We start from the raw sequence: 24,062 nt of genomic DNA on the forward strand, positions 1-24,062 counted from the left end.
AATCCCGGCGCCGGTCGCGCCGCCCTAGATCCAGCCTTCCAGAACCTGATTGGGCGGACGGTGACCATCCACCCAGCTACGGATGTTGGCAATCACCCGCGCGCCGGTGGCGTCCCGTCCTTCGAAGGTCGCCGATCCCATATGGGGCAGCAATACGACATTTGACAACGCCAGCAGGCGCGGATCGACGGCCGGTTCATGCGTATATACGTCCAGCCCCGCTCCCGCGATGCGGCCCTCCGCCAGCGCGGCGATCAGCGCCGGTTCGTCCGTGATCTCGGCGCGTGACGTATTGATCAGATAGGCGTCGGGCCGCATCAGAGCGATGCTGCGCGCGTCGATCATGCCCCTGCTGTCAGCATTGAGCGGACAGTTGATCGATACGATGTCGCTTTCGCGGAGCAGGGAATCAAGGTCGGGACGCCACTCCGCCGCCAATTCCTGCTCCACCTCGAACGGCATGCGGTGGCGGTTGTGATAAGCGATCGACAGGCCGAACGCAGCCGCACGCTTCGCCACCGCCCGGCCGATCCGGCCCATGCCGATGATGCCCAGCTTCTTGCCGCCAATGCGATGCCCCAGCATGCCGGAAGGGCTCCAGCCGGGCCATTCCCCCGTCCGCACCAGCTTTTCACCTTCGGCGAGGCGTCGCGGCACCGACAGGATCAGCGCCATCGTCATGTCCGCCGTATCTTCCGTCAGCACGCCGGGCGTATTGGTGACGATGATGCCCCTTCGCCGGGCTGCGCCCAGGTCGATATGATCCACGCCGCTGCCAAAGCTGGCGATCAGTTGCAGCCGGTCGGGCGCCGCATCGATCAGCGCCGCGTCGATCTGGTCCGTGACGGCGGGCACCAGCACATCGCACTGCGCCATGGCGCGAGTCAGGGCGGTGCGGTCCATGGGCACGTCGCCCACATTGAACACCGTGTCGAACAGTTCCGCCATTCGCGCCTCCACATTTGGGGGCAGGCGGCGCGTCACGACGACGCGCGGCTTGGCGGGACGCGGTTTCTTGGCCATGCTTGGCCGCTATTCCTGGTGGCGGCGATGGTCAAGCACCTTGTAGAGCGCGCCAAGACAATGGTTGTCGGCAGCGACTGCCGGGCGCTATAACGTGGCCACATATGAAAGGGAAAGATCGGGCATGAAGGGCTATTTGCGGCGCGCAGGAATTGTCGCCGCCGCGCTGTGCATTGCAGGCGAAGCGTCCGCCTCGCCGACAAAGCCCGTCCCCTACTGGGCATCGGTCAGGCAAGACGAAGCACGCATGCGCGTCGGCCCCAGCCTCGATTATCCGTCCAACTGGATCTATCGCCGTCGCGACCTGCCCGTGAAGGTCGTTCAGGTGTTGGGCCTGTGGCGCAAGGTGGAAGACCCCAGCGGCGCGCAGGGCTGGATGCACGTGCGATTGCTGAGCGACACGCCGACCGCCATCGTCACCGCTCCGGTCGCGCCGATGCGGCGATCGGCCAATGATGGCGCCCCTACCGTCTTCCGCGCGGAAAAGGGCGTCGTCGGCCGGCTGTCATCCTGTCGTGACGGCTGGTGCGGCTTCGACGTCAGCGGCCAGCGGGGCTACATTCGCGCCGCCGACATATGGGGCGCGACCTCCTGACCGTTCACTTCTGCCCTTCGCCCTTGTCATCGACGATCGCGAAACTGTCGCGCTGCGCCTGGGCTTGCGCCCCCTCCTCACCGCTGAACTGATCGTCGTGCATCAGCCGCTTGACCAGCGGCGCGATGGCCATCACCACGATACCGATGCCGATCGACCACCAGCCGATCTGGCCATAGACAGCCAGCACCCCATCGCGCGACGCCGCGCCGTCTTCGCCCCCCGTCGCGGCGGCGATCATCCCGGCCGCATATTGGCCGAGCGCCATCGCCAGGAACCAGATGCCCATCATCAGGCCGATCATGCGGGACGGCGCAAGCCTGGACATGGCCGACAACCCCACCGGCGACAGGCACAGCTCGCCCAGCGTGTGGCAAAGATAGAGAAGAAAGATGAACAACACCGGCGTCAACGTCCCCGGCGCGCCGGTCCCCGCCACCAGCACGAGGAATCCGGCGCCCACCAGGGCCAGCGCCATGCCGAACTTCGCAGGGGTAGAAGGCTCCCACCCCCGCTTCGCCAACGCGATCCAGAGCGCGGCGATCACCGGTCCGAATATCAGGATATAGGCGGCGTTGACCGACTGGAACATCGACGCTGGCACATCGAATCCCAGAATATGCCGGTCGGCATAGCGGTGGGTAAACAGGCTGAGCGAGGATCCCGTCTGCTCGTAAAGTCCCCAGAATAATGGATTTACGACCAGCAGGAATAGTGCGGCCAGCATCCGGTCGCGCCCGATGCGCTCCATCCGTCCGAACGCTTCCCAAAGGATGTAGACCACCATCAACATGCTGGCGCCCGCCAGCATCCATCCCACCACGACATGCTGCTGGATCAACAGCCAGCACAGCAGGATGGACAGCAGGCTCGACAGATAGACCAGCCATTCGCGGCTGATGACGCCGCCGATCCGCTCCGCCAGCCGCTGCGGGTCAGGCGGTTCTCCTCCACCCTGCAACAACGGCCGGCACAGGACGAAACCGATCACGCCCGCGATCATTCCCACCGACGCCGCGCCAAACCCCCAATGCCAGCCCCAGCGTTGCCCCAGATAGCCGCATATCACCGGGCCCAGCGTCGCGCCCACATTGATGCCCATGTAGAAAATCGTATAGGCCGGGTCGCGGCGGATGTCGTCGCGCGGATATAGCTGACCCACGAGCGCCGACACGCTGGCCTTCAGGAAACCCGTGCCGACGATCACCGTCGCCAGCCCCAGCCAGAACAGGCCAAGGCCCATGCTGCTGGCCCCATCTTCCGCCTCCAGCCCCAATATGATGTGACCTATCGCGATGACGACGCCGCCGAACAGGACCGCCTTGCGCTGTCCCAGATAGCGGTCGGCCAGATAGCCGCCCATCAGCGGCGAGATATAGATCAGCGACATGTAGGCGCCGTAGGAATGGGCGGCATCGCGGTCGGAAAAAAGGAAATGCTGCGTCAGGTAGAAGATCAGGAGCGCGCGCATGCCGTAGAAGGAAAAACGCTCCCACATTTCGACGAAAAACAGCAGGAACAGTCCGCGCGGATGGCCGATCCAGGTCTTGCCCGCCACAGGTTGGATTTCAGATTGGGTCGCCATCCGTTTCCTGTCCGGCCAAATGCTTGATGGCGAACCTAGAGCGGAAATCGCCAGCCTGTCAAAACAGTCGGCACTTGCACGCCGCGCGCGGCTTCGCCATCTGATGCGCCATGTTCAATGACGCCTCCACCCCGCTGTCGCTCCTGCGCACCCGTCGTTCGGGCAAGCCGCGAGACCTGGTCGCCCCCGGTCCGGACGCCGCCCAGTTGCGCCAGATATTGGAAATCGCCCTGCGCACGCCTGACCATGGCAAGCTCGCCCCCTGGCGCTTCGTCATCGTCCCGCAGGACAGGCGTGCCGATCTGGCGGACCTTCTGGACAGCGCTTATCGCCGGGAGAAGCCGGATGCCGGGCGATTGGAGCTGGAATCCATGCATCAGTTCGCCCACCAGGCGCCTGCACTGGTGGTCGCGCTGTCCGCCCCGGTTCTGGGCAGCAAGATTCCGCTTTGGGAACAGGAATTGTCCTCCGGCGCGGCGATCATGAACCTGCTGCACGCCAGCCACGCGCTCGGTTTTGCCGCAGGATGGCTCACCGGCTGGCCGGCCTATAATGAAGATGTCCGCGCCGCCTTCGCGCAGGGCAGCGAACGGATTGCCGGGTTTATCTTCATCGGCACGCCGGGCCGTCCTCAAGAGGAACGTCCCCGCCCGGACTATGACCAGATAGTTTCAGTCTGGAACAGCTAGTTGCAGCGACAACTGTCAAAGGATGGCGGACCGCCTTGACCTGCATCGCTGTATTATGGCACCGATGCACCCATGGCCGACGATTCCAAGCCCGTCTATATGCGCCTTCGCGACATCATCGCGGCATCGATACTTGATGGCAGCTATGGCGATGGCGACATGCTTCCCTCTGTCCGAGCGCTTGCCATGCAGCAGGGCGCAAATCCCCTGACGGTGGCCAAGGCCTATCAATGCTTCCAGGACGATGGGCTGGTATTGGTCAAACGTGGGGTCGGGATGTTCGTGGCAGACGGCGCATCCCGTCGCCTGCGCGAGGCGGAACGCCGCCGTTTTCTCGACACTGTGTGGCCGCCGGTTGCCGAACAGATCAAGCGCCTGGGCATCTCCGCCGAGGATCTGGGCCTGCAAGGCGTCTGAAAGACCAGGGCGCGGCTCCGGCGGTCAACCTTGCAACTGATATTGTTTGAGAAGATCGTACAGCGTCGGCCGGCTGATCCCCAGCATCTTGGCGGCCCCGGATATGTTGCCATCGGTTCGCGCGATAGCCCGGCGGATGGCGCGCCGGTCGGCCATTTCGCGAGCCGCTTTCAGATTGACGACGTCGCTCCCATCGGCCCGGTCGCCGTCCAGATCCAGGTCTGCCGCCGTGACATGCTTGCCATCAGCCATGATGACCCCGCGCTTCATCCGGTTTTCCAGCTCGCGCACATTGCCCGGCCAGTCCCAGGCGTCGAGCGCAGCCAGCGCGTCGGGCGCCAGCCCCTTGACCAGCGGGTTCATTTCCTTGGCGAAGCGGTTTAGGAAATGGCGCGCCAGCAAAGCGGGGTCGCCGGGCCGGTCCTTCAGCGCGGGTATCCGCACCACGACCTCGGCGAGCAGATAATAGAGATCTTCGCGAAAAACGCCCGTAGCGATCAACTTCTCAACATCATGATGGGTTGCGGCCACGATGCGCGCGTCCACGGACAACGGCTGGGCATCCCCCGTCACGTCAACCACGCCATTCTGCATGAAACGCAGCAGCTTTGCCTGCAACGCCAGCGGCATCTCGCCGACTTCGTCCAGGAACAGCGTGCCGCGATGCGCAAGCGCAATCTTGCCCGCCTTCGCATCGCTCCCATCATGAGCACCGAACAGTTCAGCCTCCAGCAATGGCTCTGGAATCGCGGAGCAGTTGATCGTGATGAACGGCCCACCCCGCCGTTCGGACGCGTCATGTAGCCCCTGGGCCAGCAATGCCTTGCCCGTGCCGCTCGCTCCTGTCAGCAGGACGGACAGGCTCGTCGCCGCCACCCGCTCTATGGTGCGGGCCACCTTCGTCATTTCCGCGGCCCCTGTGATCAGCCGCCCCAGCACTCTTGCCTGCTCGGGCGCCGCCTCGGCCAGCCGGGCATTTTCCTTTTCCAGCGCGTGGACATGAAAGGCGCGGCTGACGATCAGCCCCAACTCGTCGATGTCGACAGGCTTCTGATAGAAATCATAGGCCCCGCCCGAAATGGCGGCCAGCGCGCTTTCCCGCGCGCCATGCCCGGAAGCAACGATCACTTTCGTATCCGGCTTGATCCGCAGCATTTCCGCCAGCGTCGCAAAGCCTTCGCTGGTCCCGTCCGGGTCAGGCGGCAGACCAAGGTCCAGCGTAACGACATCGGGCGATTCCGCGCGCAGCATCTCGATCGCTTCCTCACGATCACCGGCGATGAACAGCTGATAATCCTCATAGGCCCAGCGCAACTGCCGCTGCAGGCCCGGATCGTCCTCGACGATCAGCAATTTGGGTCGCTTGTCGCTCATCAGGCGGCCTCCCCCCTTACTCCTTCGCGCGGCGCTGTCGGCAGGCGCAATGTGAAGCGGCTTCCGACACCCGGCTTGCTTTCGACGCCGATGCTGCCGCCCATGCTTTGCGCCAGCGCCCGCGCCTCGAACGCACCGATGCCAAAGCCGCCCGCCTTGCTCGACGAAAATGGCTTGAACAGATCGCGGCGGATATATTCCGCGCTCATGCCGCGCCCCTGATCGATTACTTCGACCATGGCCCATTGCTCAAACCCGCCGAGCCGGATTTCCACCGGACGGTCGCCCGCGCTCGCGTCGATGGCATTCTGCAACAGGTGAATGATGATCTGCTCGACCCGCGCCGGATCGGCCAGAGCGAGCGGCGCGGAACCCGTCAGTCGGATCTCATGCTGGCCCGACCGGCTGCGCGCCACCCTTGCGGCTACCTCGTCCAGAGACATGGGTCTCGGCTCCTCCGCCCTCCCCTTGTTATGCTGGGACAAGCGCGCCAGCATATCGTTCATCTTGCCCACCGACTCCCGCAGCGTCAGCACCATGTCGGCGCGGAAATCCGCGTTGTCGGCATGACGCTCGGCGTTGCGGGCAAGCAGCGAAAGCTGGCTGACCAGATTCTTGACGTCATGGATGATGAACGCAAAGCGCCGGTTGAATTCGTCGAACCGTTGCGCGTCGTCCAGCGCCTGCTGACCCTGCGCTTCACTCAGATAGCTTGCCGCCTGCCGCCCCGCCGTGCGCAGCATGTCGAGATCTTCCCAGTCCAGCCGCCGGTCCATCAAAGGCCGCGCCAGCAGGATCGCGCCGATCAGGCGGCCAAAATGGATAAGCGGCACCAAAGCCCAGGCGCGGGGATCGGCGCGCATCCAGTCCGGCGTGTCGCCAGCTTCCTGCCGGGTCGGTCCCCGGTCGATATCGATGATCCACCCGCTACGCTCGATCAGCAGCGCGAGGGGCGCGGGCACCACGACCTCATGGAACAGATCGCCGTCCCAATTCCAATGCGTTTCGAACGTCAGCGCGCCGTCATCGGATCGCAGCATCAATATGGCGGCGGGCGAATCCGTGATGTCGGCAACCGCCTTCGCCACCCGTTCGCCCAGCGGCGGCGCGTCGCTGCCCGGCCTGCCGATGGTGTCGCCAAAGCGCATCCATTCGGTTCGATAATCGTAGCGATGCTGGAAAACATGCTTTGCAACCTGCACCTTCCACATCGCCCGCATGCGAGGCGAAGGCAGCAGCACCAGCGCGCTTACCGCCATGAAGAAGACGCAGCCGATCTGGATCGCCCGCGCATAGGGGCCAGCGATCAACTCGATCGCAACCGCCGCCGCCGCGATCAGTATGACGTACAGCGTGATCGAAATCAGTGACAGGGCACGGAATGTCAGCGCGCGTGACAGTTGCACCTGCGGCGCTCTATCCCGGCGCATCCCCGCCGCGATGACGGGCGCCAGCATCGCCATCATTGGCCCACGCAGGGCGTATAGTTCACTGGCGCGATCGATCGCGAAATAACCGATTACATAGAGGTTGAAATCATAGGTCCACATGGCCGCCAGCGCGCCGAGCAGCAACGCGACCCGTCCACGCTGCTGCGGCGGCCAGCTCACGTAAAGATGGTGGACCAGCATCAGGCTGCCGACCGCCGTCATCATGTGCAGGCTGAGCGACACCTGCACCAATGCGCGATGCAGATCGCTCGCGCCGGGCAGTTGTCGCCAGATCAGGTCAGTGAACGTCTGCAGCAGGATCAGCCCCGCCACCGCAGCATAGACCGACCCGATCGCCACCATCGATCCAACGCGATCCGCCGGGCCACGGCGCAGCATGATGAACAGCAACAGCAGCCAGGCGGCATTGCGGATATTCTCGCCAATCCCCGTCAGCGGCTTGTCCACGCCGCCGAACGACACATAAAGCGACCAGCAGGATGTCAGCAGCAGGGCGACCGCCAGCATTCGCTGGTCGATCCCATCGTCCCGCCGGCGCAGGATGAATATGCCGATCGCGGCGAACAGCACGGCGGCCAGCGCATGGCCCCAGTCCCCGACAAATTGCAGCAGCGTTCCCATCGCCGCTTCAGCGCGCGCCTTCAGGCCACAGCACCACGCGCAACGTCTGGATCAGGATCAGCAGGTCCAGGAACGGCGTGTAGTTCTTGGCGTAATAAAGGTCATATTCCAGCTTGTTGCGGCTGTCCTCGATCGATGCCCCATAGGGATAGTTGATCTGCGCCCAGCCGGTGATGCCCGGCTTCACCATGTGACGCTCGGCATAATAGCGCAGATGCTGTTCCAGATCCTCGACGAACTGCCGCCTTTCGGGACGCGGACCGACAAAGCTCATCTCGCCTTTCAGCACCGTCCAGGTCTGCGGCAATTCATCGATCCGCAGCTTGCGCAGCCAATAGCCCAGCCGCGTGATGCGCGAATCGTCCTTCTCTGCCCAGACCGCCTGCCCGCTGACTTCCGCGTCCTGCCGCATGGTGCGCAGCTTCACGATCCAGAATTCCTCGCCATACAGGCCGACGCGCTGCTGGCGGTAAAATGCTGGCCCCTTGCTGTCGAGCTTCACCAGGATCGCGGCGATCAGGATGATGGGGCCGGTCAGCAGCAGCAGGATGGAGCTGGCGACCACATCGAACAACCGTTTGGCGATGCTGGAAATCCGGCGGCCCGCCGAAAAGCCATCGGAAAATATCAGCCAACTGGGATTGACGCTGTCCAGGTCGACGCGCCCCGTCTCCCTTTCGAGAAAGGTCGAAATCTCGTTCACATGGACGCCGGTGGTCTTGATCCGCAGCAGGTCCGACAGCGGCAGGGCGTTGCGCCGTTCCTCCAGCGCCAGCACAACCTCGCTGGCGCCCAGCCGCACGACGAAATCGGCCAGATTGTAGATGGCGCTGCGGTTGATCGATTCAGGAATGACCTGCGCGCCATCGTTCATGGCGATGTAGCCCACGACCAGGAAGCCCGCGCCCTTGCGCTGTTCCAGATCCTTGATGCGGTTCGCGCGATTGCCTGCGCCAAGCACGACCAGTCGCCGTTTGAACGCCTCGCCCCCCAGCATCGATCCCAGGAGAAGCCGCACCGCCAGCAGCAGCGCGATGGCAAGGCCCATGGCATAGAGCGAATTGGACCGCCAAAGCGTCAGGTCGGGCAGGACGAAATGCATGACCGACAAAAATATGACGCCCAGCGAAATAGCGACCAGCAGTCGGGCGAAGGCGAAGCGAAGCGACTGGAGCGCCTCGGTGCCATAAACGCCAACCGCGATCATCCCTGTCTGGATCGACAAGGCAAAGCTCAGCAACGGCAGGGCGCGTGTCATGATCGGATCAACATTCATGCCGATCTGCTGTGCGCGCAATATCCACCCTGCTTCCGCCGCCCCGACCAGCAGGATAAAGTCGAGCAGTCCCAACAGCAGCACGGCGTGTGGCACATAATGTTTGAAAAGTCTGATCATCAGTCGCGCGCATTTCCGATGCTGCCTCGCCAAAGGGCAGCCTGGTGACATCGGATCAGCTTACAACCGGTGTAAGAAAATCCGACAGTGCGCACAGCGTGAACGAAAATCCCAAAGATTTTCTGAAGATGAGGGATTTTGGGAGAGCGCTTAAGCCGTTCAGCAGTGGGTCGGCAGGATCAGTTTTGCCGCCGGACATCCCGTACCGCTTCATGGGCGGCGTCTCCAACCAGCCGAGCCGCGCTGTCATCGGATTCGGCGGCTTCGGTGATCGCCCGGCTTTCCTTCACCTCACTTTCCCTGGTGAGATAAAAGAAGGCTATGGCAAGAATGAGGGCAATCGCTACCAGTGCGAAAATTACGCCGGTGCCGCGAGATTGCCCAGCCTGCGTCATGTCATCGGGCTGGCGCCACTCTGGAGGCAACACCCTGCCTCGTCCTCTCTTGACCATCGCGTACCTCCCAAACGCCTTCCCGCAGGGAAAGGATCGCTGGAGCCGCCGTTATACATCATCGGCGTCCTGTTCAGAACCCTGCTGTACCTCCCGCCCGCGGCTCAAGCGATCAACGTCGTCCATGATTTCGTCAAGGACGGCGGTATCCCTGGTCTCCTGGCTCCGCCGGGAAGGCAGGTCGCCGCTATCGAGTATCTGTTCCAGGGCAGCGCGGCCGCGCGCCACGCGGCTTTTGATGGTGCCTACAGCGACGCCGCAAATCTCCGCCGCCTCTTCATAGGCAAAGCCTCCCGCGCCGACCAGGATCAGCGCCTCGCGCTGCGGCTGGGGCAGCTGAAGCAAGGCACGCTGCATGTCGGAAAGCTCGACATGCTTGTCCTGCCCGGCGGGCGCGGCCAACAGCCGATCGGCCGTCAAATCGTCCCAGTCGCCGCGAAAGCGTGAACGCCGCATCTGCGAGAGATAATGGTTGCGCAGGATGATGAAGGTCCAGGCCCGCATGTTGGTGCCGGCCTGAAATCGCCCACGCGCCGCCCAGGCTTTCAGGAGAGTTTCCTGAACCAGATCGTCTGCGACGTCCCGATTGCCCGAAAGCGACCGCCCAAAGGCGCGCAGGTGCGGGATGACCGCGGCCAGCTCGCGCTTGAAATCATCGTCGGACAGCGATTCTCGCTTGTCCTCCTGGTGCTCCGCCGGTTGGCCAAGCCCTTCGCTCATGGGAACAACCCTCTCACTGGCTGTCGCCCTCGCCGCATGAACCGAAGCCGTCAAAGCCATATGTGCGTCCGCATCCTATATACCCGTTGTTGTACGGAACCAATGTGATTACCCGTAATAGCTCCACAGCACGATCAGCATGCCAATGACGACCAAAGGCAGTGATATGCCGAGAATGTAGCGGACTATGTGTGGCGTGGAACCTGACCGGGCGTCTTCGGTAGCAACGTGCTTTTCCTCTTCCGCCATATTTTACCTCCCGATCGTTACGGCTGAATAACGCGGCGGGATGGTCAGGGTTCCGATACCTGCCAGTCTTTTCTGAAAACCCGGGCGATCGACTCAGGCCGGCGCCGTCGCCTCGTCAAAGAACAGAGCCTGGGAAATCGCCGCCTTTACCGTCGATCGCTGGAAAGGCTTGGTGATCAGGAAAGTGGGTTCCGGGCGTTCGCCGGTCAGCAGCCGCTCAGGGAATGCGGTGATGAAAATGACGGGAACCGAAAACTCGGCCAATATGTCCTTCACCGCATCGATGCCGCTGGAATCGTCGGCCAACTGGATGTCGGCCAGCACCAGGCCGGGACGTTCGGCCATGGCTTCACGCACGGCGTCTTCGCGCGTTACGGCGATGGCGGTCACCTCATGCCCCAGATCGCGCACGATCGTTTCGATATCCATCGCGATGATCGGCTCATCCTCGATGATCAGCACCTTGGCGCGGGTCTGCGCCTCGATCTCGCTCAGCGCTTCTTCGACCAGCGCCTCGACGTCCGCCGCATCCAATCCGATCAGATAACCGACATCATCGATAGTGAAGCCTTCCAGAGCGGTCAGCAGCAACGCCTGTCGCGGCAATGGCGTCAATCGCGCCAGCCGGGCCTGCGCCACGGCTTCCTGTCCGTCACCGGCCGACAGCATGGGGCTGTCTTCCAGATGCGACGAGGACCAGATGGCATGGAACGTCTTGTAAAGGCCCAGCCGCGGATCGACGTCGGCGGGAAATTCTTCGGGCGCCGCCACGATCGCTTCCAGCGTCGCGCGGACATAGGCGTCCCCATGCGCCTGACTGCCCGTCAGGGCGCGGGCGTAGCGGCGCAGAAAAGGAAGATGAGGGTGCAATTGCTGTCCAAGCGACATCGGTAAATCTTCTCCCAGCCCATAGGGCGCGTTGTCATGAAACACTCGCCGAGCAGAAGGATGGATTGGCAATGCCGATGTGGCAAGCCCCCCGCCCCTTTACAGCTGCCGTCGGGTAAACGGCAAAAAATGCTTCGGCGAACGGAACCAACGACAAAGAGATTTGTTTCACAGCCGTTCGTTTTTTACTGATATCGAATTTGGTGCCGTAAGCCACGGGCGGTCGATTGACGCCGCGTGGGAAAGTCGCAAAAGAAAAGCTGGGTGCTATGCTAGCGTTGCAGAGGGGCGTATTTTGGTTGCTTCAACGACGGAACGGGCTGTGAAAGGAGGGGACAGGAAAGATGTCGGCGCCAACACCCCGGCCTCGGGCGTGAGTGGCAGTGCCCCGCGCAAACGCCGCGCTTCTGCCGCCAAGGATGAAGGGCAGGTCGCAAATGCCCTGCGCTCGGTCTACAAGAGCGCGGTGGATGAAGACATCCCGTCCGAAATGCTCGACCTTCTTCGAAAGCTGGATTAGCGTGAATCACGGTCAACGCCGTTGACCGGACCGGCGGAGGTCATGTTGGTGCTTTTCGATATTGGCAGATTGACGGAGCGGCTCGCCGCCGCCGCGATCGGGCTGGTGGGCGCTGCGCCTCTGATCCTGGCCATGAAATCTTGACCACCGCATGACCGGGGCACTCCCCGTCCCCTATAGTTGATTGCTCATGCGCAGCCTGAACAGCCTCATCCATTCCACCGGCATCAAGATGTTCCTCATCCTGACGCTCGCGTTGTTGCCGCTGGGCCTGATTGCGCTTGTCGCTTCCCTTCAGGCGATCCGGACCGCCGATCTGGAAAAGGAAGCGCTGCTCCGGGTGTCCGTGACGCAAAGCGCGCGTAAACTGACGGCTGATCTGGCGTCGGACAGGATGGCCTTGATGCTGACCGCCAATGCGCTGTCCACGGGCGGCGAAGGCACCGAAATGTGCCAGAGGCTCTCGACTTTCCTGAAATCGCACGATCGCGAAGGCGGTCGATATTATATCTACGATCGCAGCGGACGGCGCTTATGCGGGGCGTCGCGCCCCGAACCGGGGGGATCACCCCCGCCGCGCGGTTCGACAAGGCGCCCGCGCAGCTGCTTCCTGGTTCGGGCTATCTGGCCAGTCGCATCATCAGCGGCAACGGCCAGATCGTCGCGCTTGCCTATTATTCACGCGCCTATCTGGAAGCGATTACCAGCCCTACGACCGCGCTGCAAAATCGCCAGTTGAGCTTGCAGCAGGGCGATCGGCTGCTCATCGTCAGTAGTCCGATGGACGATCCTGAAGCGCACAGCACCAGCTTGTCCGCGCGGCTCGACCCGCCCGACATCCTGCTCACAATGACGCTGCGTGATCCGCCGGTCACGCTGGCGCGCATGCTTTCGCTGTTCCTGCCGCTGGTGATGTGGTTTGCGGCCGCAGCGATCGGATGGTTCGTCGTCAACCGCCTGCTCATCCGTCCGCTGGTGGTTCTTCGCCGTACGGTCGCCGCCTATCATCCGGGCGAAGTGCTCGAACCGATGCGCCGGATCCGCACCCCCGCGCAGGAGATCGTCGCTCTTGGCGATACCTTTCGCGCGATCAGCGAGGATGTGGCCACTCATGAGGCGGAAATGGCGGAAGGGCTGGAAACCCAGCGCAAACTGACGCGGGAGGTTCATCATCGCGTCAAGAACAACCTTCAGATCATCGCCAGCCTCATCAGCTTGCATGCCCGCGCGGCGCATGAACCCGAAGCGGTCGAAGCCTATGCCTCCATCCAGCGCCGCGTCGATGCGCTGTCGGTCGTCCATCGCAATCACTATGCGGAACTGGAGGAGCATCGCGGCGTCGGCGTCCGGTCGCTGGTCAGCGAATTGTCCGCCAGCCTGCGCAGCACCGCACCTGCGGAAGCGCGCCGTTTCGGTATCCAGATCGACAGCGACAATCTGCATATCAGCCAGGACGTCGCCGTGCCGGTCGCCTTCCTGCTGACCGAGCTGGTGGAATTGGCAATGTTGTCGGACCCGCAGACCGGGATGCGGATTTCAGTGCAACTGGAACCGGGGCGGCAGGACCGCGCGATCCTTCAGGTCAGCTCCCCCGCACTGCGCGGATCGGACGCCATCAGGGACCGCATTGCGGACCGCTACGGCAGGGTGCTCACCGGCCTTTCACGCCAATTGCGCGCGCCGCTGGAGCATGATGAGACAGCGGGCGATTATTCCATCGCCATCACCGTCGTTCCCTGACCGTCAGACCCGCTGATAATCGCGCCGGAAATCCGCCGCGAAGGCAGCGAAGCGCCCTTGCGCGATGCTGTCGCGGATCGCCTGCATCATCGACTGGTAGAAATGGATATTATGCTGCGTCATCAGCATCGCGCCCAGCATTTCGCCGGACTTCACCAGATGATGCAGATAGGCGCGGCTCCATGTTCCGCAGACAGGACAGGTGCAGCGGGGGTCCAGCGGCGACATATCCTCGGCAAAGCGCGCATTTCGGATATTCAACGGCCCTGCCCAGGTGAACGCCTGACCATTGCGCCCGCTGCGGGTCGGCAGGACGCAATCGAACATGTCGATCCCCCGCTCAACCGCGCCGACGATGTCATCCGGCTTACCAACGCCCATCAGGTAACGTGGCTTGTCCTGCGGCAGCATATCGGGCGCATAGTCGAGGCAACCGAACATCGCCTCCTGCCCCTCGCCCACCGCCAGGCCGCCCACCGCGTAGCCATCGAACCCGATTTCGATCAGCTTCTCCGCCGACACGCGTCGCAGATCTTCGTTCAACGACCCTTGCTGAATACCGAAAAGCGCCGCCCGCTCGGCATGCTCGCCGCCCCCGTCGAAGCCGTCGCGCGAACGCTTCGCCCAGCGCATCGACCGCTCCATGCTGTGCGCCGCCTCGTCATGGGTGCAGCCATTTTTCGTGCATTCGTCGAACGCCATGACGATGTCGCTGTCCAGCAGCCGCTGTATCTCCATCGACCGTTCGGGCGTCAGCATGTGGCGCGATCCGTCGATATGACTGGCGAAGGCCACGCCTTCCTCGCTCAATTTGGTAAGGGCGGACAGGCTCATCACCTGATAGCCGCCGCTGTCCGTCAATATGGGCCGATCCCAGCCCATGAAACTATGCAGGCCCCCCAACCGCGCAACACGCTCCGCGCCGGGGCGCAGCATCAGATGATAGGTGTTGCCAAGGATGATGTCCGCCCCCGTCGCGCGCACTTCGGCGGGACGCATGGCCTTGACCGTGGCGGCGGTGCCGACCGGCATGAAGGCGGGTGTTCGTATCTCGCCCCGGCGCATCTGGATCGTGCCGGTGCGAGCCTTGCCGTCGGTAGCGGCAATAGCGAAGGAAAAGCGGGATTGAGTCACGCTGCGCGCCTTAGAGCATCGCGCGGACAAGTGAGAACCGCTTTTTTGATAAAGCCGCGCGACGGCTTCCCCGCTCTACAGCAGATGCGATCGGATCAGCCGGCCTTGCGCACGCCATCGAAAGCGACGACGGCGTCAATGTCAAAACCCTCCACGCGGCGGTAATTGCCGATGAAGCAAAGGCAGTCGGCCGCCAGATGCAGGCGCCAGCTTTCCCCCTCTTCGTCATGAAGCAGCAGCGTCACAATCTGGGGATCGGTGCGATGTCTATCCATGCAGGGCAACGTAATTAATAAAGGTTAACAAAGCCCTGCGACCCCTCGCTCAGGTTTTTAGGTTAAGAGCGTTTGTTGCATTAATGCAACGTTAACCATAGATTTCGTGATTTTGCGGCGACTTAGCAGCAACACTATGGGATAAAAAGGGTTAATATGCCCGCTTTCGTCCAGCGCCGGTTGCATCCGCGAGCTAATCTTGTTTTGCTCGACACCGATCAAAATGCGGGGGCACAGATGACTGATTCCGGACGGTTTAATCCGGCGCATGACGAAGTGGAGGACGTTTCGTCAGTGCATTTGCCTGATGACGACATCCATGGCTTCACCGTTAGGGAAAGCCCGCCGCAGGGGCGCGACAACAACCAGTCGATGCTGTTCGATCTTGGACAGATCGACGTCAGCTGGGATGAATCCATCGATACGCTGTGGGCGTTCATGACCCCGGCGAATCGGCCCAACTATAATTTGCCCATGCTGCGAGACATCCGGCTATGGCAAACAGAGTCCAAGCGCCTGTTTGACGACGGCGCCTTGCCACTCAAATATATGGTGCTGGGGTCACGCTTTCCGGGCGTTTTCAACCTGGGCGGCGATCTTGAACTTTTCGCGGCCTGCATCGAAAGAGGCGACCTGCCCGGCCTCGTCAAATATGGCCACGCCTGCATCGATGTCGTGCATCGCGCCTGGCGCAACGCCGACATGCCGCTCATTTCCATCGCGCTGGCGCAGGGCGATGCTCTGGGCGGCGGGTTTGAGGCGCTGCTCTGCTTCGACGTGGTGGTGGCGGAGCGGAGCGCTCGCTTTGGCTTGCCCGAAATGCTCTTCGGCCTGTTTCCGGGCATGGGCGCCTATTCGATCCTCGCCCGCAAGCTGGGACGTCGCATGGCGGAGCGCATGATCCTTTCCGGCAAGGTTTATACCGCCGAGGAAATGTACGACATGGGCGTCGTCACCATTCTTGCCGAAGATGGCGAGGGTGAGCAGGCCGTTCGCGACTATATTCGCGGCAACCGCCCGCACCATGCGGGCCATGTCGGTGTGTTCGAAGCCGGCCGCCGGGTCGATCCGCTCGACTATGCCGAGTTGAAGGACATCGTGGAAAACTGGGCGGCGACCGCGCTCAAGCTGGATCCCAAGGATCTGCGCCTGATGCGAAGGCTGGCATCCGCTCAAACCCGCCTGACCAAATAGGCGTCCGTTCAGGCGCGGCGTCGGTCCTTCATCAAGGTCACGACGTCGCTTCTTTCCCGCTTCATCTTGCCCATCATTTCAAGCAGGTCGTCGGCGGTCATGGGCTTGCTCAGCACGAAACCCTGGACATTGCTGAAGCCCATTTCGCGGGCGTAGCGCAGCTGTTCTTCAGTTTCGATGCCTTCCGCCACCGTTTCGACGTCCAGCGAGTGCGCCAGATAGGCGACCGACTGCGCAATCGCCCGGTCCCGCCCGCTTTCCCCCACCCCGCGCATGAAGCTCTGATCGACCTTGAGCGTGTCGAAAGCATAGTCGCGCAGATAGCCGAGCGAGGAATAGCCGGTCCCGAAATCATCCAGCGCCAGCCGCAGTCCGATCCGCTGCAATTCCGACAGGATCAGGCTGGTCCGGCCGCTATCTTCCAGGAAGATGGATTCGGTGACTTCCAGTTCCAGTCGGCGCGCCTTCAAGCCCGATCCCAGCAACGCCGCGATGACGGCGCGGGGCAACCCGTCGCTCTTGATAAGCGCGGGTGAGATGTTGACGGCGACCCGGACATGATCTTCCCAATGCATGGCGTCGCGGCAGGCTTGCTCCAGCGCCCATGCCGTAATCGACTCGATCAGCGAACTGCTTTCGGCGATCGGTATGAACTCAGCGGGCGAAATGCGTCCCATCACCGGATGGTCCCACCGCATCAACGCTTCGCAAATCGCGATCTTCCCCGTCACTGTGTCGAAGATGGGCTGATAATGCAGCAGCAATTCGCCGTTGGCCATGGCCGTGCGCAGGCCCATTTCCAGTTCATACGTCCGGTTCTGCCGCTCCTTCATCGACCAACTGAACCTGGCATGGCGGTTCCGGCCATCATGCTTGGCCTTGTAAAGCGCCATGTCGGCATGTTGCAGCAACTCTTCGCTGCCACGCCCGTCATCAGGCGCAACGGCAATGCCCATCGAAGCGGTGACAGTCAGGTGATAGCCGCTGACGTCGAAATCATGGACGAATTCGGCCATGATGTCGGCCGCAATCTGCTCGGCAACGGCGCTGTCGGCCCCTGGGCAGATCAGGATGAATTCATCGCCGCCAAAGCGCGCGACATAGCCGCGGTCATCCACGGCATGCGAAAGCCGCGCGGCGACCGAGCAGAGTAGCTGGTCGCCGATGATATGGCCCAGGGAGTCATTGATCTCCTTGAACCTGTCCAGGTCCATCCAGAAAACCGCCATTGCGTCCTGGTCGGAACGCCGCCTGTCGAACAGGTCGCGCAGGCGCATCTGCATCGCCATGCGATTCTCGACCCCCGTCAGGCTGTCGAATCGCGCCAGCCGTTCGAACTTGGTCGCCAGCTGGGACTTCTCATATTTGCCCTGCAACGCTTCAACGACGATTCGGTGGGTCGTCCGCGTAATCTCCGCCATGGCGAAGATCATCAGGAACAGCATGGTCGCCAGCACCCAATAGCCAAGCCCGCCTGCAATGCAGAGGCCGAGAGTGGTAGGCAGCAGGGCAAAGCAGGTCTGGCCGATGGCGATATGAACCCGGCCCGCATTACGCCCTGCAATGCCGCCGGAATAGGCCGCGACAAGACACACGCTCAATATGTGCAGCGACGCATCCTCGGTCAGCGTCAGCGTCGCGAAGGCAAGCAGGCCAAGCAGCGCCGCATATCCCCAGGCGCCCAGTTCATAGGCTAGTCCCCAGATCGGCCGGGTTGGACCATCCTGGTGCGCCAACTCTCGCTGGAAATAGACCGCCGACACCGAACGGCTGAGCGCGACCAGGAAGATCAACGCCGCAATCGCGCTGATTTCGACGCGCTGCGCGTGATGGGCGACCACGTAGCTGAGCGCTCCGCCAGCCACCGCGCCGATCATCAAAGAGGCGGGCGACGCGTAAAGCGATCTGACAAGACTATCCTGCACCTCAGCGCTCTGCTGAGTATCCGGCGCGAGGCGCGCGCGCAATTTTGCGCTCCAATGGCGGAAGAGGGATGACACGTCCTCGCCATCCTTGGCGAAACATGATTTCCATTTGGTAAATTCGCGCCCACAAAGATATCCGAAATGGACTCTTATAATCGGCTCGCAGGGGGTCTGGCGCCTTCCCCTAACGCTTCAACGTACGGACAAGAAAAGGGCCGGTGGATCGCTCCACCGGCCCATATTCTTTCGACTGAGCGAAGGACTTAGAAGTCCATGCCGCCCATGCCGCCCATGCCGCCGCCGGGCATGCCCATCGGCGCCTTGTCGTCGGCGGGCAGTTCGGCAATGGTCGCCTCGGTCGTGATCAGCAGGCCGGCCACCGAAGCGGCGTCCTGCAGAGCAGCGCGCACGACCTTGGTCGGGTCGATGACGCCAGCAGCGACGAGGTTCTCATAGGTGTCGGTCGCGGCGTTGAAGCCCTGGGTCTCATCATTCTCGCGCAGCAGGTTGCCGGCGACAACGGCGCCATCGACGCCCGCATTCTGGGCGATCTGGCGCAGCGGCGCTTCGATTGCCTTGCGGATGATGTCGATGCCACGGGTCTGGTCGTCGTTCACGCCCTTCAGGCCTGCCAGGGCCTTGGTTGCGTAGAGGAGGGCCGTGCCGCCACCGGGGACAATGCCTTCTTCAACGGCTGCGCGGGTTGCGTGCAGCGCGTCATCGACGCGGTCCTTGCGCTCCTTGACTTCAACTTCAGAAGCACCGCCAACCTTGATGACGGCCACGCCGCCAGCCAGCTTGGCCAGACGCTCCTGCAGCTTTTCACGATCATAGTCGGACGTCGTCGTCTCGATCTGCGAGCGGATCTGCTCGGTGCGGCCCTTGATCGCGTCGGCGTCACCGGCGCCATCGACGATGGTGGTGTTGTCCTTGTCGATGGTGATGCGCTTGGCGGTGCCGAGCATGCCGAGCGTGACGTTCTCCAGCTTGATGCCGAGGTCTTCGGAAATCACCTCGCCCTTGGTCAGGACGGCGATGTCTTCCAGCATGGCCTTGCGGCGGTCGCCGAAGCCCGGAGCCTTGACCGCAGCGACCTTCAGGCCACCGCGCAGCTTGTTGACGACCAGGGTCGCCAGCGCTTCGCCTTCGATGTCCTCAGCGATGATCAGCAGGGGACGGCCCGACTGAACGACGGCTTCAAGGATCGGCAGGATCGACTGCAGGTTCGACAGCTTCTTTTCGTGGATCAGGATGTAGGGGTCAGCCAGTTCGACTGCCATCTTTTCCGGATTGGTCACGAAATAGGGCGACAGGTAGCCGCGGTCGAACTGCATGCCTTCAACGACGTCCAGCTCGAATTCAAGCCCCTTGGCTTCCTCGACGGTGATCACGCCTTCCTTGCCGACGCGCTCCATCGCTTCGGCGATCTTCTCGCCGACGACGGTGTCGCCATTGGCCGAAATGATGCCGACCTGGGCGATTTCCTTCGTGCCGGCAACCGGCTTGGAACGGGCCTTGAGGTCTTCGACAACCTTGGTCACGGCGAGGTCGATGCCGCGCTTCAGGTCCATCGGGTTCATGCCGGCAGCAACCGACTTCATGCCTTCGCGAACGATCGCCTGGGCAAGAACGGTGGCGGTGGTGGTGCCGTCACCGGCGATGTCGTTGGTCTTCGAAGCAACTTCGCGGACCATCTGGGCGCCCATATTCTCGAACTTGTCCTTCAGTTCGATTTCCTTGGCGACCGAAACACCGTCCTTGGTGATGCGGGGCGCGCCAAAGCTCTTGTCGATGACGACGTTGCGGCCCTTGGGGCCCAGGGTCACCTTGACCGCGTCGGCCAGGATATCGACGCCGCGCAGGATGCGCTCACGAGCGTCGCGGGAGAATTTTACTTCTTTTGCAGCCATGTCTTCTATTCCTTTTCCGTCATCCCGGCGAAAACCGGGATCTGGTGCGGCTTGACGCCGCGCTTAAAGGCCTGAAACCCCAGCATTCGCTGGGATGACATCAGTGATCGGCTTAGGCGACAACGCCCAGAATGTCCGATTCCTTCATGATCAGCAGGTCTTCACCATCGACCTTGACCTCGGTGCCCGACCATTTGCCGAACAGGATGCGGTCGCCAGCCTTGACGTCCAGCGGCGTCACCTTGCCGTCTTCGGCCTTTGAGCCGGTGCCGACAGCGACGATCTCGCCTTCCTGCGGCTTTTCCTTGGCGGTGTCGGGGATGATGATGCCACCCGCGGTCTTCTCTTCTGCCTCTACGCGGCGGACGAGAACGCGGTCATGCAACGGACGAAATGCCATGTTGATTGCCTTTCCCTCTGTTTGGGATGGGGCTGACGCGCGACCGCCGGGTTTCCCGAACGAATCCGCAACGCCTAGTCCTTCTCCCTAATGAACCATGCGCTGTTAGCACTCTCTTTCGAAGAGTGCCAGCGTGGCGAAATATGGAACTGCAAATTTATCGGTCAAGGGATGGAATGCAGAAATATTTCCCGCACCCGCCTTCCGCTGTGGAAGGGCCCGGCGGCTTGTGCGCGCCCCGACGGCATTTGTCACCATGGCAGCGCCAGCTTGCAGTTTTGTTGCGACCAGCGCTTTCGCCGGCGAGCACGCGGCTCTTCACGGCCAACGGTTGCGGCATCCTCCTGCGCGCCTTACTTGCAAGGCGATCTCAACATGGGAGCCTTTGCCGAATGACCGACAGCTACACTCCGCCCCGCGTCTGGGCATGGGACAAGGACAATGGCGGCGCCTTCGCCAATATCAACCGGCCGATCGCGGGACCGACACATGACAAGGAACTGCCTGTCGGCCAGCATCCCCTGCAACTCTATTCCCTTGGCACGCCCAATGGCCAGAAAGTCACCATCCTGCTGGAGGAATTGCTGGCCGCCGGACATCGGGGCGCGGAATATGACGCGTGGCTGATCAACATCGGATCGGGCGATCAGTTCGGCAGCGGTTTCGTATCCGTCAATCCGAACAGCAAGATCCCCGCCCTGATGGATCACAGCGTTTCGCCGCCCCAGCGCGTGTTCGAATCGGGCGCGATCCTGGTCTATCTTGCGGAGAAATTCGGCGCTTTCCTGCCCACCGATCCGGCCGAGCGCACCGCCACATTGTCATGGCTGTTCTGGCAAATGGGCAGCGCGCCGCTATTGGGCGGCGGCTTTGGTCATTTCTTCGCCTATGCGCCTGAAAAGTTCGAATATCCCATCAACCGCTATGCGATGGAGGTAAAGCGGCAACTGGACGTGCTGGACCGCCAGCTGGCCGATCATGAATATGTGGCGGGCGATGACTATAGCATCGCCGACATCGCGATCTGGCCCTGGTATGGCGGGGTTGCGCTGGACCGGACCTATGCCGGCGCCGCAGAATTTCTGGATGTCCAAAGCTATTCCAATGTGATGCGCTGGGCAAAGCAGATCGACGCCCGCCCTGCCGTCAGGCGCGGCCGGATCGTCAACCGCGCGAACGGTCCGCTCAATGAACAACTGCATGAGCGCCACGACGCCAGCGATTTCGATACGCGGACGCAGGACAAGCTGGAAAACGCCGAGTGACAGCAACATGCCATGCTCCCTCGGGGAGCATGGCGTCAACGCTGGTTCCCTACCCTGCCGCTTTCACGATCTCCGCCCATGCGGCCTCGTCGATCACCTCTATGCCCAGGGCAGCCGCCTGTTTCAGCTTTGACCCCGCGCCCGGCCCCGCCACCACCAGGTCGGTCTTGGCGCTGACCGATCCGGCCGCCTTCGCGCCCAACCGTTCCGCCTGCGCCTTGGCCTCGTCGCGGCTCATCGTCTCCAGCTTGCCGGTAAAGACCACCGTCTTGCCAGTCACCGCGCTGGCGGTTGTTTCCACCACATAATCGGGCGGCGCGACTTGGGACAGCAGGTCATCCCACGCATCGCAATTGTGCGGCTCATGGAAGAAATCGGCGAGCGCGTGCCCGACCGCCGACCCGACATTTTCTACCCCGATCATCTCGGCAATCGCCTTGTCCAGCCGGTTGCGGAAACGCGCCTCCTCCTCGCCTTCAGCCCGAACCGTCGCATCACGCAGGGCGATGATCTGCTCCGCCAGCGCCCTGATGCCGGGCAGGTTCGTATAGCGCTTCAACAGGTCGCGCGCCGTCACCGCGCCAACATGGCGGATGCCCACGCCAAAGAGCAGTCGGGCTGCGTCAGGCTCCCGCTTCGCCTCGATCGCGGCGAACAGGTTATCGACCGACTTCTCCTTCCACCCCTCACGCTCCAGCAACGCGGCGCGATGGGCCTTCAGCCGGAAGATGTCAGCCGGTTCGGTGATCCAGCCCAGATCCAGAAACTCCTGGATCGTCTTTTCGCCAAGCCCTTCGATATCCAGCGCGCCACGGCTGACAAAGTGCCGCAACCGCTCGAACCGCTGCGCCCCGCAGATGAGGCCGCCGGTGCAACGGATATCGACCTCGCCCTCCTCGCGCACGGCTTCCGACCCGCAAACAGGGCAATGATCGGGGAAATCGAACGCCGCCCGCGCCTCATCCCGCGTCAGGTTATCGACAACCTGCGGGATGACGTCGCCTGCGCGCTGCACCACGATGCGGTCGCCCGGCCGCACACCCAGCCGCGCAATCTCGTCGGCATTGTGAAGCGTCACATTGGACACCACCACGCCGCCGACCGTCACCGGCGTCAACCGCCCCACCGGCGTCAGCTTGCCGGTGCGCCCGACCTGAATGTCAATCGCCTCCAGCGTCGTCTGCGCCCGTTCGGCCGGAAATTTATGCGCGATGGCCCAGCGCGGAGCCTTGGCGACGAAGCCCAGCCGCTGCTGCCAATCGAGCCGATCGACCTTGTAAACCACCCCGTCAATGTCGAAGGGCAGATCGGCGCGCGCGGCTTCGATGGCGCGATAATGGGCGATCAGCGCGTCCAGCGTTTCAACCCGCGTCAGGCGGTCGGACACCGGCAGGCCCCATCCGCCTATCGCCTCCATGACGCCAAGCTGCGTCTCCGCGGGCAGGCCGCTCGCCTCCCCCCAACCATGCGCCAGGAAACGCAGCGGGCGGCTGGCGGTGACGGCGGCGTCCTTCTGCCGCAGCGATCCCGCCGCCGCATTGCGTGGATTGGCGAACTGGCGCGCCTTTTCCGGGTCGTCCGCCTCGCTCAGCAGCCGCGCATTCAGCGCCACGAAGTCGGCCTTCGCCATATAGACTTCGCCCCGTACTTCGAACAGGTCGGGGATATTGGAGCCGGTCAGGCGTTCAGGAATATCGGCGATGGTACGGACGTTAGCGGTCACATCCTCGCCGGTCGCCCCGTCGCCCCGCGTGGCTGCAAGGCGCAATTCGCCCTTTTCGTACCGCAGGGAGCAGGAAAGCCCGTCAATCTTCGGCTCCGCCGTCAACGCCACAGGCACATCCTCGGCCAACGCCAGAAACCGCCGCACCCGCGCGACGAACTCGGCGATGTCCTCGTCCGAAAAGCCGTTGTCGAGGCTCATCATGCGGACTGCATGCTGGACCTTCTTCAGTCCCGAAGTAGGGGCCGCGCCGACCTGCGCGTTGGGCGAATCCGGGCGCATCAGATGCGGAAAAGCCACCTCCAGCGCATTATTTTCGCGGATCAGCGCGTCATAGGCCGCGTCGGTGATCTCCGGCTGGTCCTGGTCATGATAAAGCCGGTTGTGCCGCGCGATCTCTTTGGCGAGACGCATCAGGCGATTGGCCGCTTCGGCTTCGGTCATGGGCTTGGGATCAGTCATCCGCCCTCCATAGCCTTGGCCCCCGCGCGGACGAAAGCGATTCGCGCGCCCGTC

The 24,062-nt window shown here is 62.6% G+C and carries 23 protein-coding genes and 1 pseudogene; 8 read left to right on the plus strand and 16 right to left on the minus strand.

Annotated elements, in window-relative coordinates; all coding sequences use genetic code 11:
* Nucleotides 1-24: 24 nt before the first annotated feature.
* The gene (locus B6S01_RS03290; RefSeq protein WP_037462072.1) at nt 25-1,023 is read right to left on the minus strand and encodes a 2-hydroxyacid dehydrogenase; all 999 of its coding nucleotides are present in this window, start codon (nt 1,021-1,023) and stop codon (nt 25-27) included.
* A gap of 124 nt (nt 1,024-1,147) precedes the next feature.
* Between B6S01_RS03290 and B6S01_RS03295 the strand changes: the two genes are divergently transcribed.
* Nucleotides 1,148-1,618, plus strand: a complete 471-nt coding sequence (locus B6S01_RS03295) for an SH3 domain-containing protein (RefSeq protein ID WP_037462069.1) — start codon at nt 1,148-1,150, stop codon at nt 1,616-1,618.
* Between the two features lie 4 nt (nt 1,619-1,622).
* Here the strand turns inward: B6S01_RS03295 and B6S01_RS03300 are convergent, their stop codons facing one another.
* On the minus strand, nt 1,623-3,203 hold the full coding sequence (locus tag B6S01_RS03300) for a peptide MFS transporter (protein WP_037462066.1): 1,581 nt from the start codon (nt 3,201-3,203) through the stop codon (nt 1,623-1,625).
* Between the two features lie 110 nt (nt 3,204-3,313).
* Between B6S01_RS03300 and B6S01_RS03305 the strand changes: the two genes are divergently transcribed.
* Nucleotides 3,314-3,892, plus strand: a complete 579-nt coding sequence (locus B6S01_RS03305) for a nitroreductase family protein (RefSeq protein WP_037462064.1) — start codon at nt 3,314-3,316, stop codon at nt 3,890-3,892.
* A gap of 72 nt (nt 3,893-3,964) precedes the next feature.
* On the plus strand, nt 3,965-4,309 hold the full coding sequence (locus B6S01_RS03310; RefSeq protein ID WP_037462062.1) for a GntR family transcriptional regulator: 345 nt from the start codon (nt 3,965-3,967) through the stop codon (nt 4,307-4,309).
* Between the two features lie 24 nt (nt 4,310-4,333).
* On the opposite strand, the gene prsR is transcribed toward B6S01_RS03310, so the two are convergent.
* The 8 genes from prsR to B6S01_RS20955 form a co-directional block, all read right to left on the minus strand.
* Complete coding sequence (prsR, locus tag B6S01_RS03315; RefSeq protein ID WP_037462060.1) at nt 4,334-5,683, minus strand: PEP-CTERM-box response regulator transcription factor; 1,350 nt, start codon at nt 5,681-5,683, stop codon at nt 4,334-4,336.
* Nucleotides 5,683-7,755, minus strand: a complete 2,073-nt coding sequence (gene prsK, locus B6S01_RS03320; protein ID WP_037462058.1) for an XrtA/PEP-CTERM system histidine kinase PrsK — start codon at nt 7,753-7,755, stop codon at nt 5,683-5,685. Before prsK ends, prsR begins: the two co-directional genes overlap by 1 nt.
* A gap of 7 nt (nt 7,756-7,762) precedes the next feature.
* Nucleotides 7,763-9,151 carry a TIGR03013 family XrtA/PEP-CTERM system glycosyltransferase gene (locus B6S01_RS03325; RefSeq protein ID WP_037462057.1) on the minus strand — a complete coding sequence of 463 codons (1,389 nt, stop codon included), beginning with the start codon at nt 9,149-9,151 and terminating at the stop codon, nt 7,763-7,765.
* Nucleotides 9,152-9,330: 179 nt separating this feature from the next.
* A complete protein-coding gene (locus B6S01_RS03330; protein ID WP_322787630.1) occupies nt 9,331-9,603 on the minus strand; it encodes a hypothetical protein in 273 nt (90 codons plus the stop codon).
* Between the two features lie 51 nt (nt 9,604-9,654).
* Complete coding sequence (locus B6S01_RS03335) at nt 9,655-10,323, minus strand: sigma-70 family RNA polymerase sigma factor (protein ID WP_037462056.1); 669 nt, start codon at nt 10,321-10,323, stop codon at nt 9,655-9,657.
* Between the two features lie 108 nt (nt 10,324-10,431).
* The gene (locus B6S01_RS21260; protein ID WP_037462054.1) at nt 10,432-10,572 is read right to left on the minus strand and encodes a hypothetical protein; all 141 of its coding nucleotides are present in this window, start codon (nt 10,570-10,572) and stop codon (nt 10,432-10,434) included.
* A 93-nt stretch (nt 10,573-10,665) separates the two neighbouring features.
* On the minus strand, nt 10,666-11,460 hold the full coding sequence (locus B6S01_RS03340; protein WP_037462341.1) for a response regulator: 795 nt from the start codon (nt 11,458-11,460) through the stop codon (nt 10,666-10,668).
* Nucleotides 11,461-11,494: 34 nt separating this feature from the next.
* Complete coding sequence (locus B6S01_RS20955) at nt 11,495-11,677, minus strand: hypothetical protein (protein WP_156103305.1); 183 nt, start codon at nt 11,675-11,677, stop codon at nt 11,495-11,497.
* Between the two features lie 156 nt (nt 11,678-11,833).
* On the opposite strand from B6S01_RS20955, the gene B6S01_RS21265 reads away from it, so the two are divergent.
* The 3 genes and pseudogenes from B6S01_RS21265 (at nt 11,834) to B6S01_RS03345 (ending at nt 13,720) form a co-directional block, all read left to right on the plus strand.
* A complete protein-coding gene (locus B6S01_RS21265) occupies nt 11,834-11,980 on the plus strand; it encodes a NepR family anti-sigma factor (protein WP_169802829.1) in 147 nt (48 codons plus the stop codon).
* A 21-nt stretch (nt 11,981-12,001) separates the two neighbouring features.
* A complete protein-coding gene (locus B6S01_RS21890; protein WP_272937801.1) occupies nt 12,002-12,124 on the plus strand; it encodes a hypothetical protein in 123 nt (40 codons plus the stop codon).
* A gap of 88 nt (nt 12,125-12,212) precedes the next feature.
* A pseudogene (locus B6S01_RS03345) lies at nt 12,213-13,720 on the plus strand (sensor histidine kinase).
* Nucleotides 13,721-13,723: 3 nt separating this feature from the next.
* Here B6S01_RS03345 and tgt read toward each other — a convergent pair.
* Together tgt and B6S01_RS03355 are read right to left on the minus strand one after the other, a co-directional pair.
* A complete protein-coding gene (tgt, locus tag B6S01_RS03350; RefSeq protein WP_037462050.1) occupies nt 13,724-14,854 on the minus strand; it encodes a tRNA guanosine(34) transglycosylase Tgt in 1,131 nt (376 codons plus the stop codon).
* 95 nt (nt 14,855-14,949) lie between these two features.
* Nucleotides 14,950-15,129, minus strand: a complete 180-nt coding sequence (locus tag B6S01_RS03355; RefSeq protein ID WP_037462047.1) for a hypothetical protein — start codon at nt 15,127-15,129, stop codon at nt 14,950-14,952.
* Between the two features lie 237 nt (nt 15,130-15,366).
* On the opposite strand from B6S01_RS03355, the gene B6S01_RS03360 reads away from it, so the two are divergent.
* Nucleotides 15,367-16,323, plus strand: a complete 957-nt coding sequence (locus tag B6S01_RS03360) for a crotonase/enoyl-CoA hydratase family protein (protein ID WP_037462337.1) — start codon at nt 15,367-15,369, stop codon at nt 16,321-16,323.
* A gap of 8 nt (nt 16,324-16,331) precedes the next feature.
* On the opposite strand, the gene B6S01_RS03365 is transcribed toward B6S01_RS03360, so the two are convergent.
* The 3 genes from B6S01_RS03365 to groES form a co-directional block, all read right to left on the minus strand.
* Complete coding sequence (locus B6S01_RS03365) at nt 16,332-18,323, minus strand: putative bifunctional diguanylate cyclase/phosphodiesterase (RefSeq protein ID WP_037462045.1); 1,992 nt, start codon at nt 18,321-18,323, stop codon at nt 16,332-16,334.
* A 188-nt stretch (nt 18,324-18,511) separates the two neighbouring features.
* Entirely contained in the window at nt 18,512-20,158 is a 1,647-nt protein-coding gene (gene groL, locus B6S01_RS03370) for a chaperonin GroEL (RefSeq protein ID WP_037462042.1), read from the minus strand.
* Nucleotides 20,159-20,270: 112 nt separating this feature from the next.
* Nucleotides 20,271-20,558, minus strand: coding sequence for a co-chaperone GroES (gene groES / locus B6S01_RS03375; protein ID WP_022681207.1), 288 nt, complete (start codon nt 20,556-20,558; stop codon nt 20,271-20,273).
* 392 nt (nt 20,559-20,950) lie between these two features.
* Between groES and yghU the strand changes: the two genes are divergently transcribed.
* Nucleotides 20,951-21,823: a glutathione-dependent disulfide-bond oxidoreductase gene (gene yghU, locus B6S01_RS03380; protein ID WP_037462036.1), complete on the plus strand. Its 873-nt coding sequence runs from the start codon at nt 20,951-20,953 to the stop codon at nt 21,821-21,823.
* Between the two features lie 49 nt (nt 21,824-21,872).
* Here the strand turns inward: yghU and ligA are convergent, their stop codons facing one another.
* Nucleotides 21,873-24,008, minus strand: a complete 2,136-nt coding sequence (ligA, locus tag B6S01_RS03385) for an NAD-dependent DNA ligase LigA (RefSeq protein WP_037462034.1) — start codon at nt 24,006-24,008, stop codon at nt 21,873-21,875.
* Between the last annotated feature and the right edge of the window lie 54 nt (nt 24,009-24,062).

This window comes from Sphingobium herbicidovorans, assembly GCF_002080435.1.
In the GTDB taxonomy this organism is placed as follows: Bacteria; Pseudomonadota; Alphaproteobacteria; order Sphingomonadales; family Sphingomonadaceae; genus Sphingobium; species Sphingobium herbicidovorans.

What these genes read in the sequence shown, in the direction of transcription:
- B6S01_RS03290 (WP_037462072.1), bottom strand. Translation starts at nt 1,023, where the DNA reads ATGGCCAAGAAACCGCGTCCCGCCAAGCCGCGCGTCGTCGTGACGCGC.
- B6S01_RS03295 (WP_037462069.1), top strand. Translation starts at nt 1,148, where the DNA reads ATGAAGGGCTATTTGCGGCGCGCAGGAATTGTCGCCGCCGCGCTGTGC.
- B6S01_RS03300 (WP_037462066.1), bottom strand. Translation starts at nt 3,203, where the DNA reads ATGGCGACCCAATCTGAAATCCAACCTGTGGCGGGCAAGACCTGGATC.
- B6S01_RS03305 (WP_037462064.1), top strand. Translation starts at nt 3,314, where the DNA reads ATGTTCAATGACGCCTCCACCCCGCTGTCGCTCCTGCGCACCCGTCGT.
- B6S01_RS03310 (WP_037462062.1), top strand. Translation starts at nt 3,965, where the DNA reads ATGGCCGACGATTCCAAGCCCGTCTATATGCGCCTTCGCGACATCATC.
- prsR (WP_037462060.1), bottom strand. Translation starts at nt 5,683, where the DNA reads ATGAGCGACAAGCGACCCAAATTGCTGATCGTCGAGGACGATCCGGGC.
- prsK (WP_037462058.1), bottom strand. Translation starts at nt 7,755, where the DNA reads ATGGGAACGCTGCTGCAATTTGTCGGGGACTGGGGCCATGCGCTGGCC.
- B6S01_RS03325 (WP_037462057.1), bottom strand. Translation starts at nt 9,151, where the DNA reads ATGATCAGACTTTTCAAACATTATGTGCCACACGCCGTGCTGCTGTTG.
- B6S01_RS03330 (WP_322787630.1), bottom strand. Translation starts at nt 9,603, where the DNA reads ATGGTCAAGAGAGGACGAGGCAGGGTGTTGCCTCCAGAGTGGCGCCAG.
- B6S01_RS03335 (WP_037462056.1), bottom strand. Translation starts at nt 10,323, where the DNA reads ATGAGCGAAGGGCTTGGCCAACCGGCGGAGCACCAGGAGGACAAGCGA.
- B6S01_RS21260 (WP_037462054.1), bottom strand. Translation starts at nt 10,572, where the DNA reads ATGGCGGAAGAGGAAAAGCACGTTGCTACCGAAGACGCCCGGTCAGGT.
- B6S01_RS03340 (WP_037462341.1), bottom strand. Translation starts at nt 11,460, where the DNA reads ATGTCGCTTGGACAGCAATTGCACCCTCATCTTCCTTTTCTGCGCCGC.
- B6S01_RS03355 (WP_037462047.1), bottom strand. Translation starts at nt 15,129, where the DNA reads ATGGATAGACATCGCACCGATCCCCAGATTGTGACGCTGCTGCTTCAT.
- B6S01_RS03360 (WP_037462337.1), top strand. Translation starts at nt 15,367, where the DNA reads ATGACTGATTCCGGACGGTTTAATCCGGCGCATGACGAAGTGGAGGAC.
- groL (WP_037462042.1), bottom strand. Translation starts at nt 20,158, where the DNA reads ATGGCTGCAAAAGAAGTAAAATTCTCCCGCGACGCTCGTGAGCGCATC.
- groES (WP_022681207.1), bottom strand. Translation starts at nt 20,558, where the DNA reads ATGGCATTTCGTCCGTTGCATGACCGCGTTCTCGTCCGCCGCGTAGAG.
- yghU (WP_037462036.1), top strand. Translation starts at nt 20,951, where the DNA reads ATGACCGACAGCTACACTCCGCCCCGCGTCTGGGCATGGGACAAGGAC.
- ligA (WP_037462034.1), bottom strand. Translation starts at nt 24,008, where the DNA reads ATGACTGATCCCAAGCCCATGACCGAAGCCGAAGCGGCCAATCGCCTG.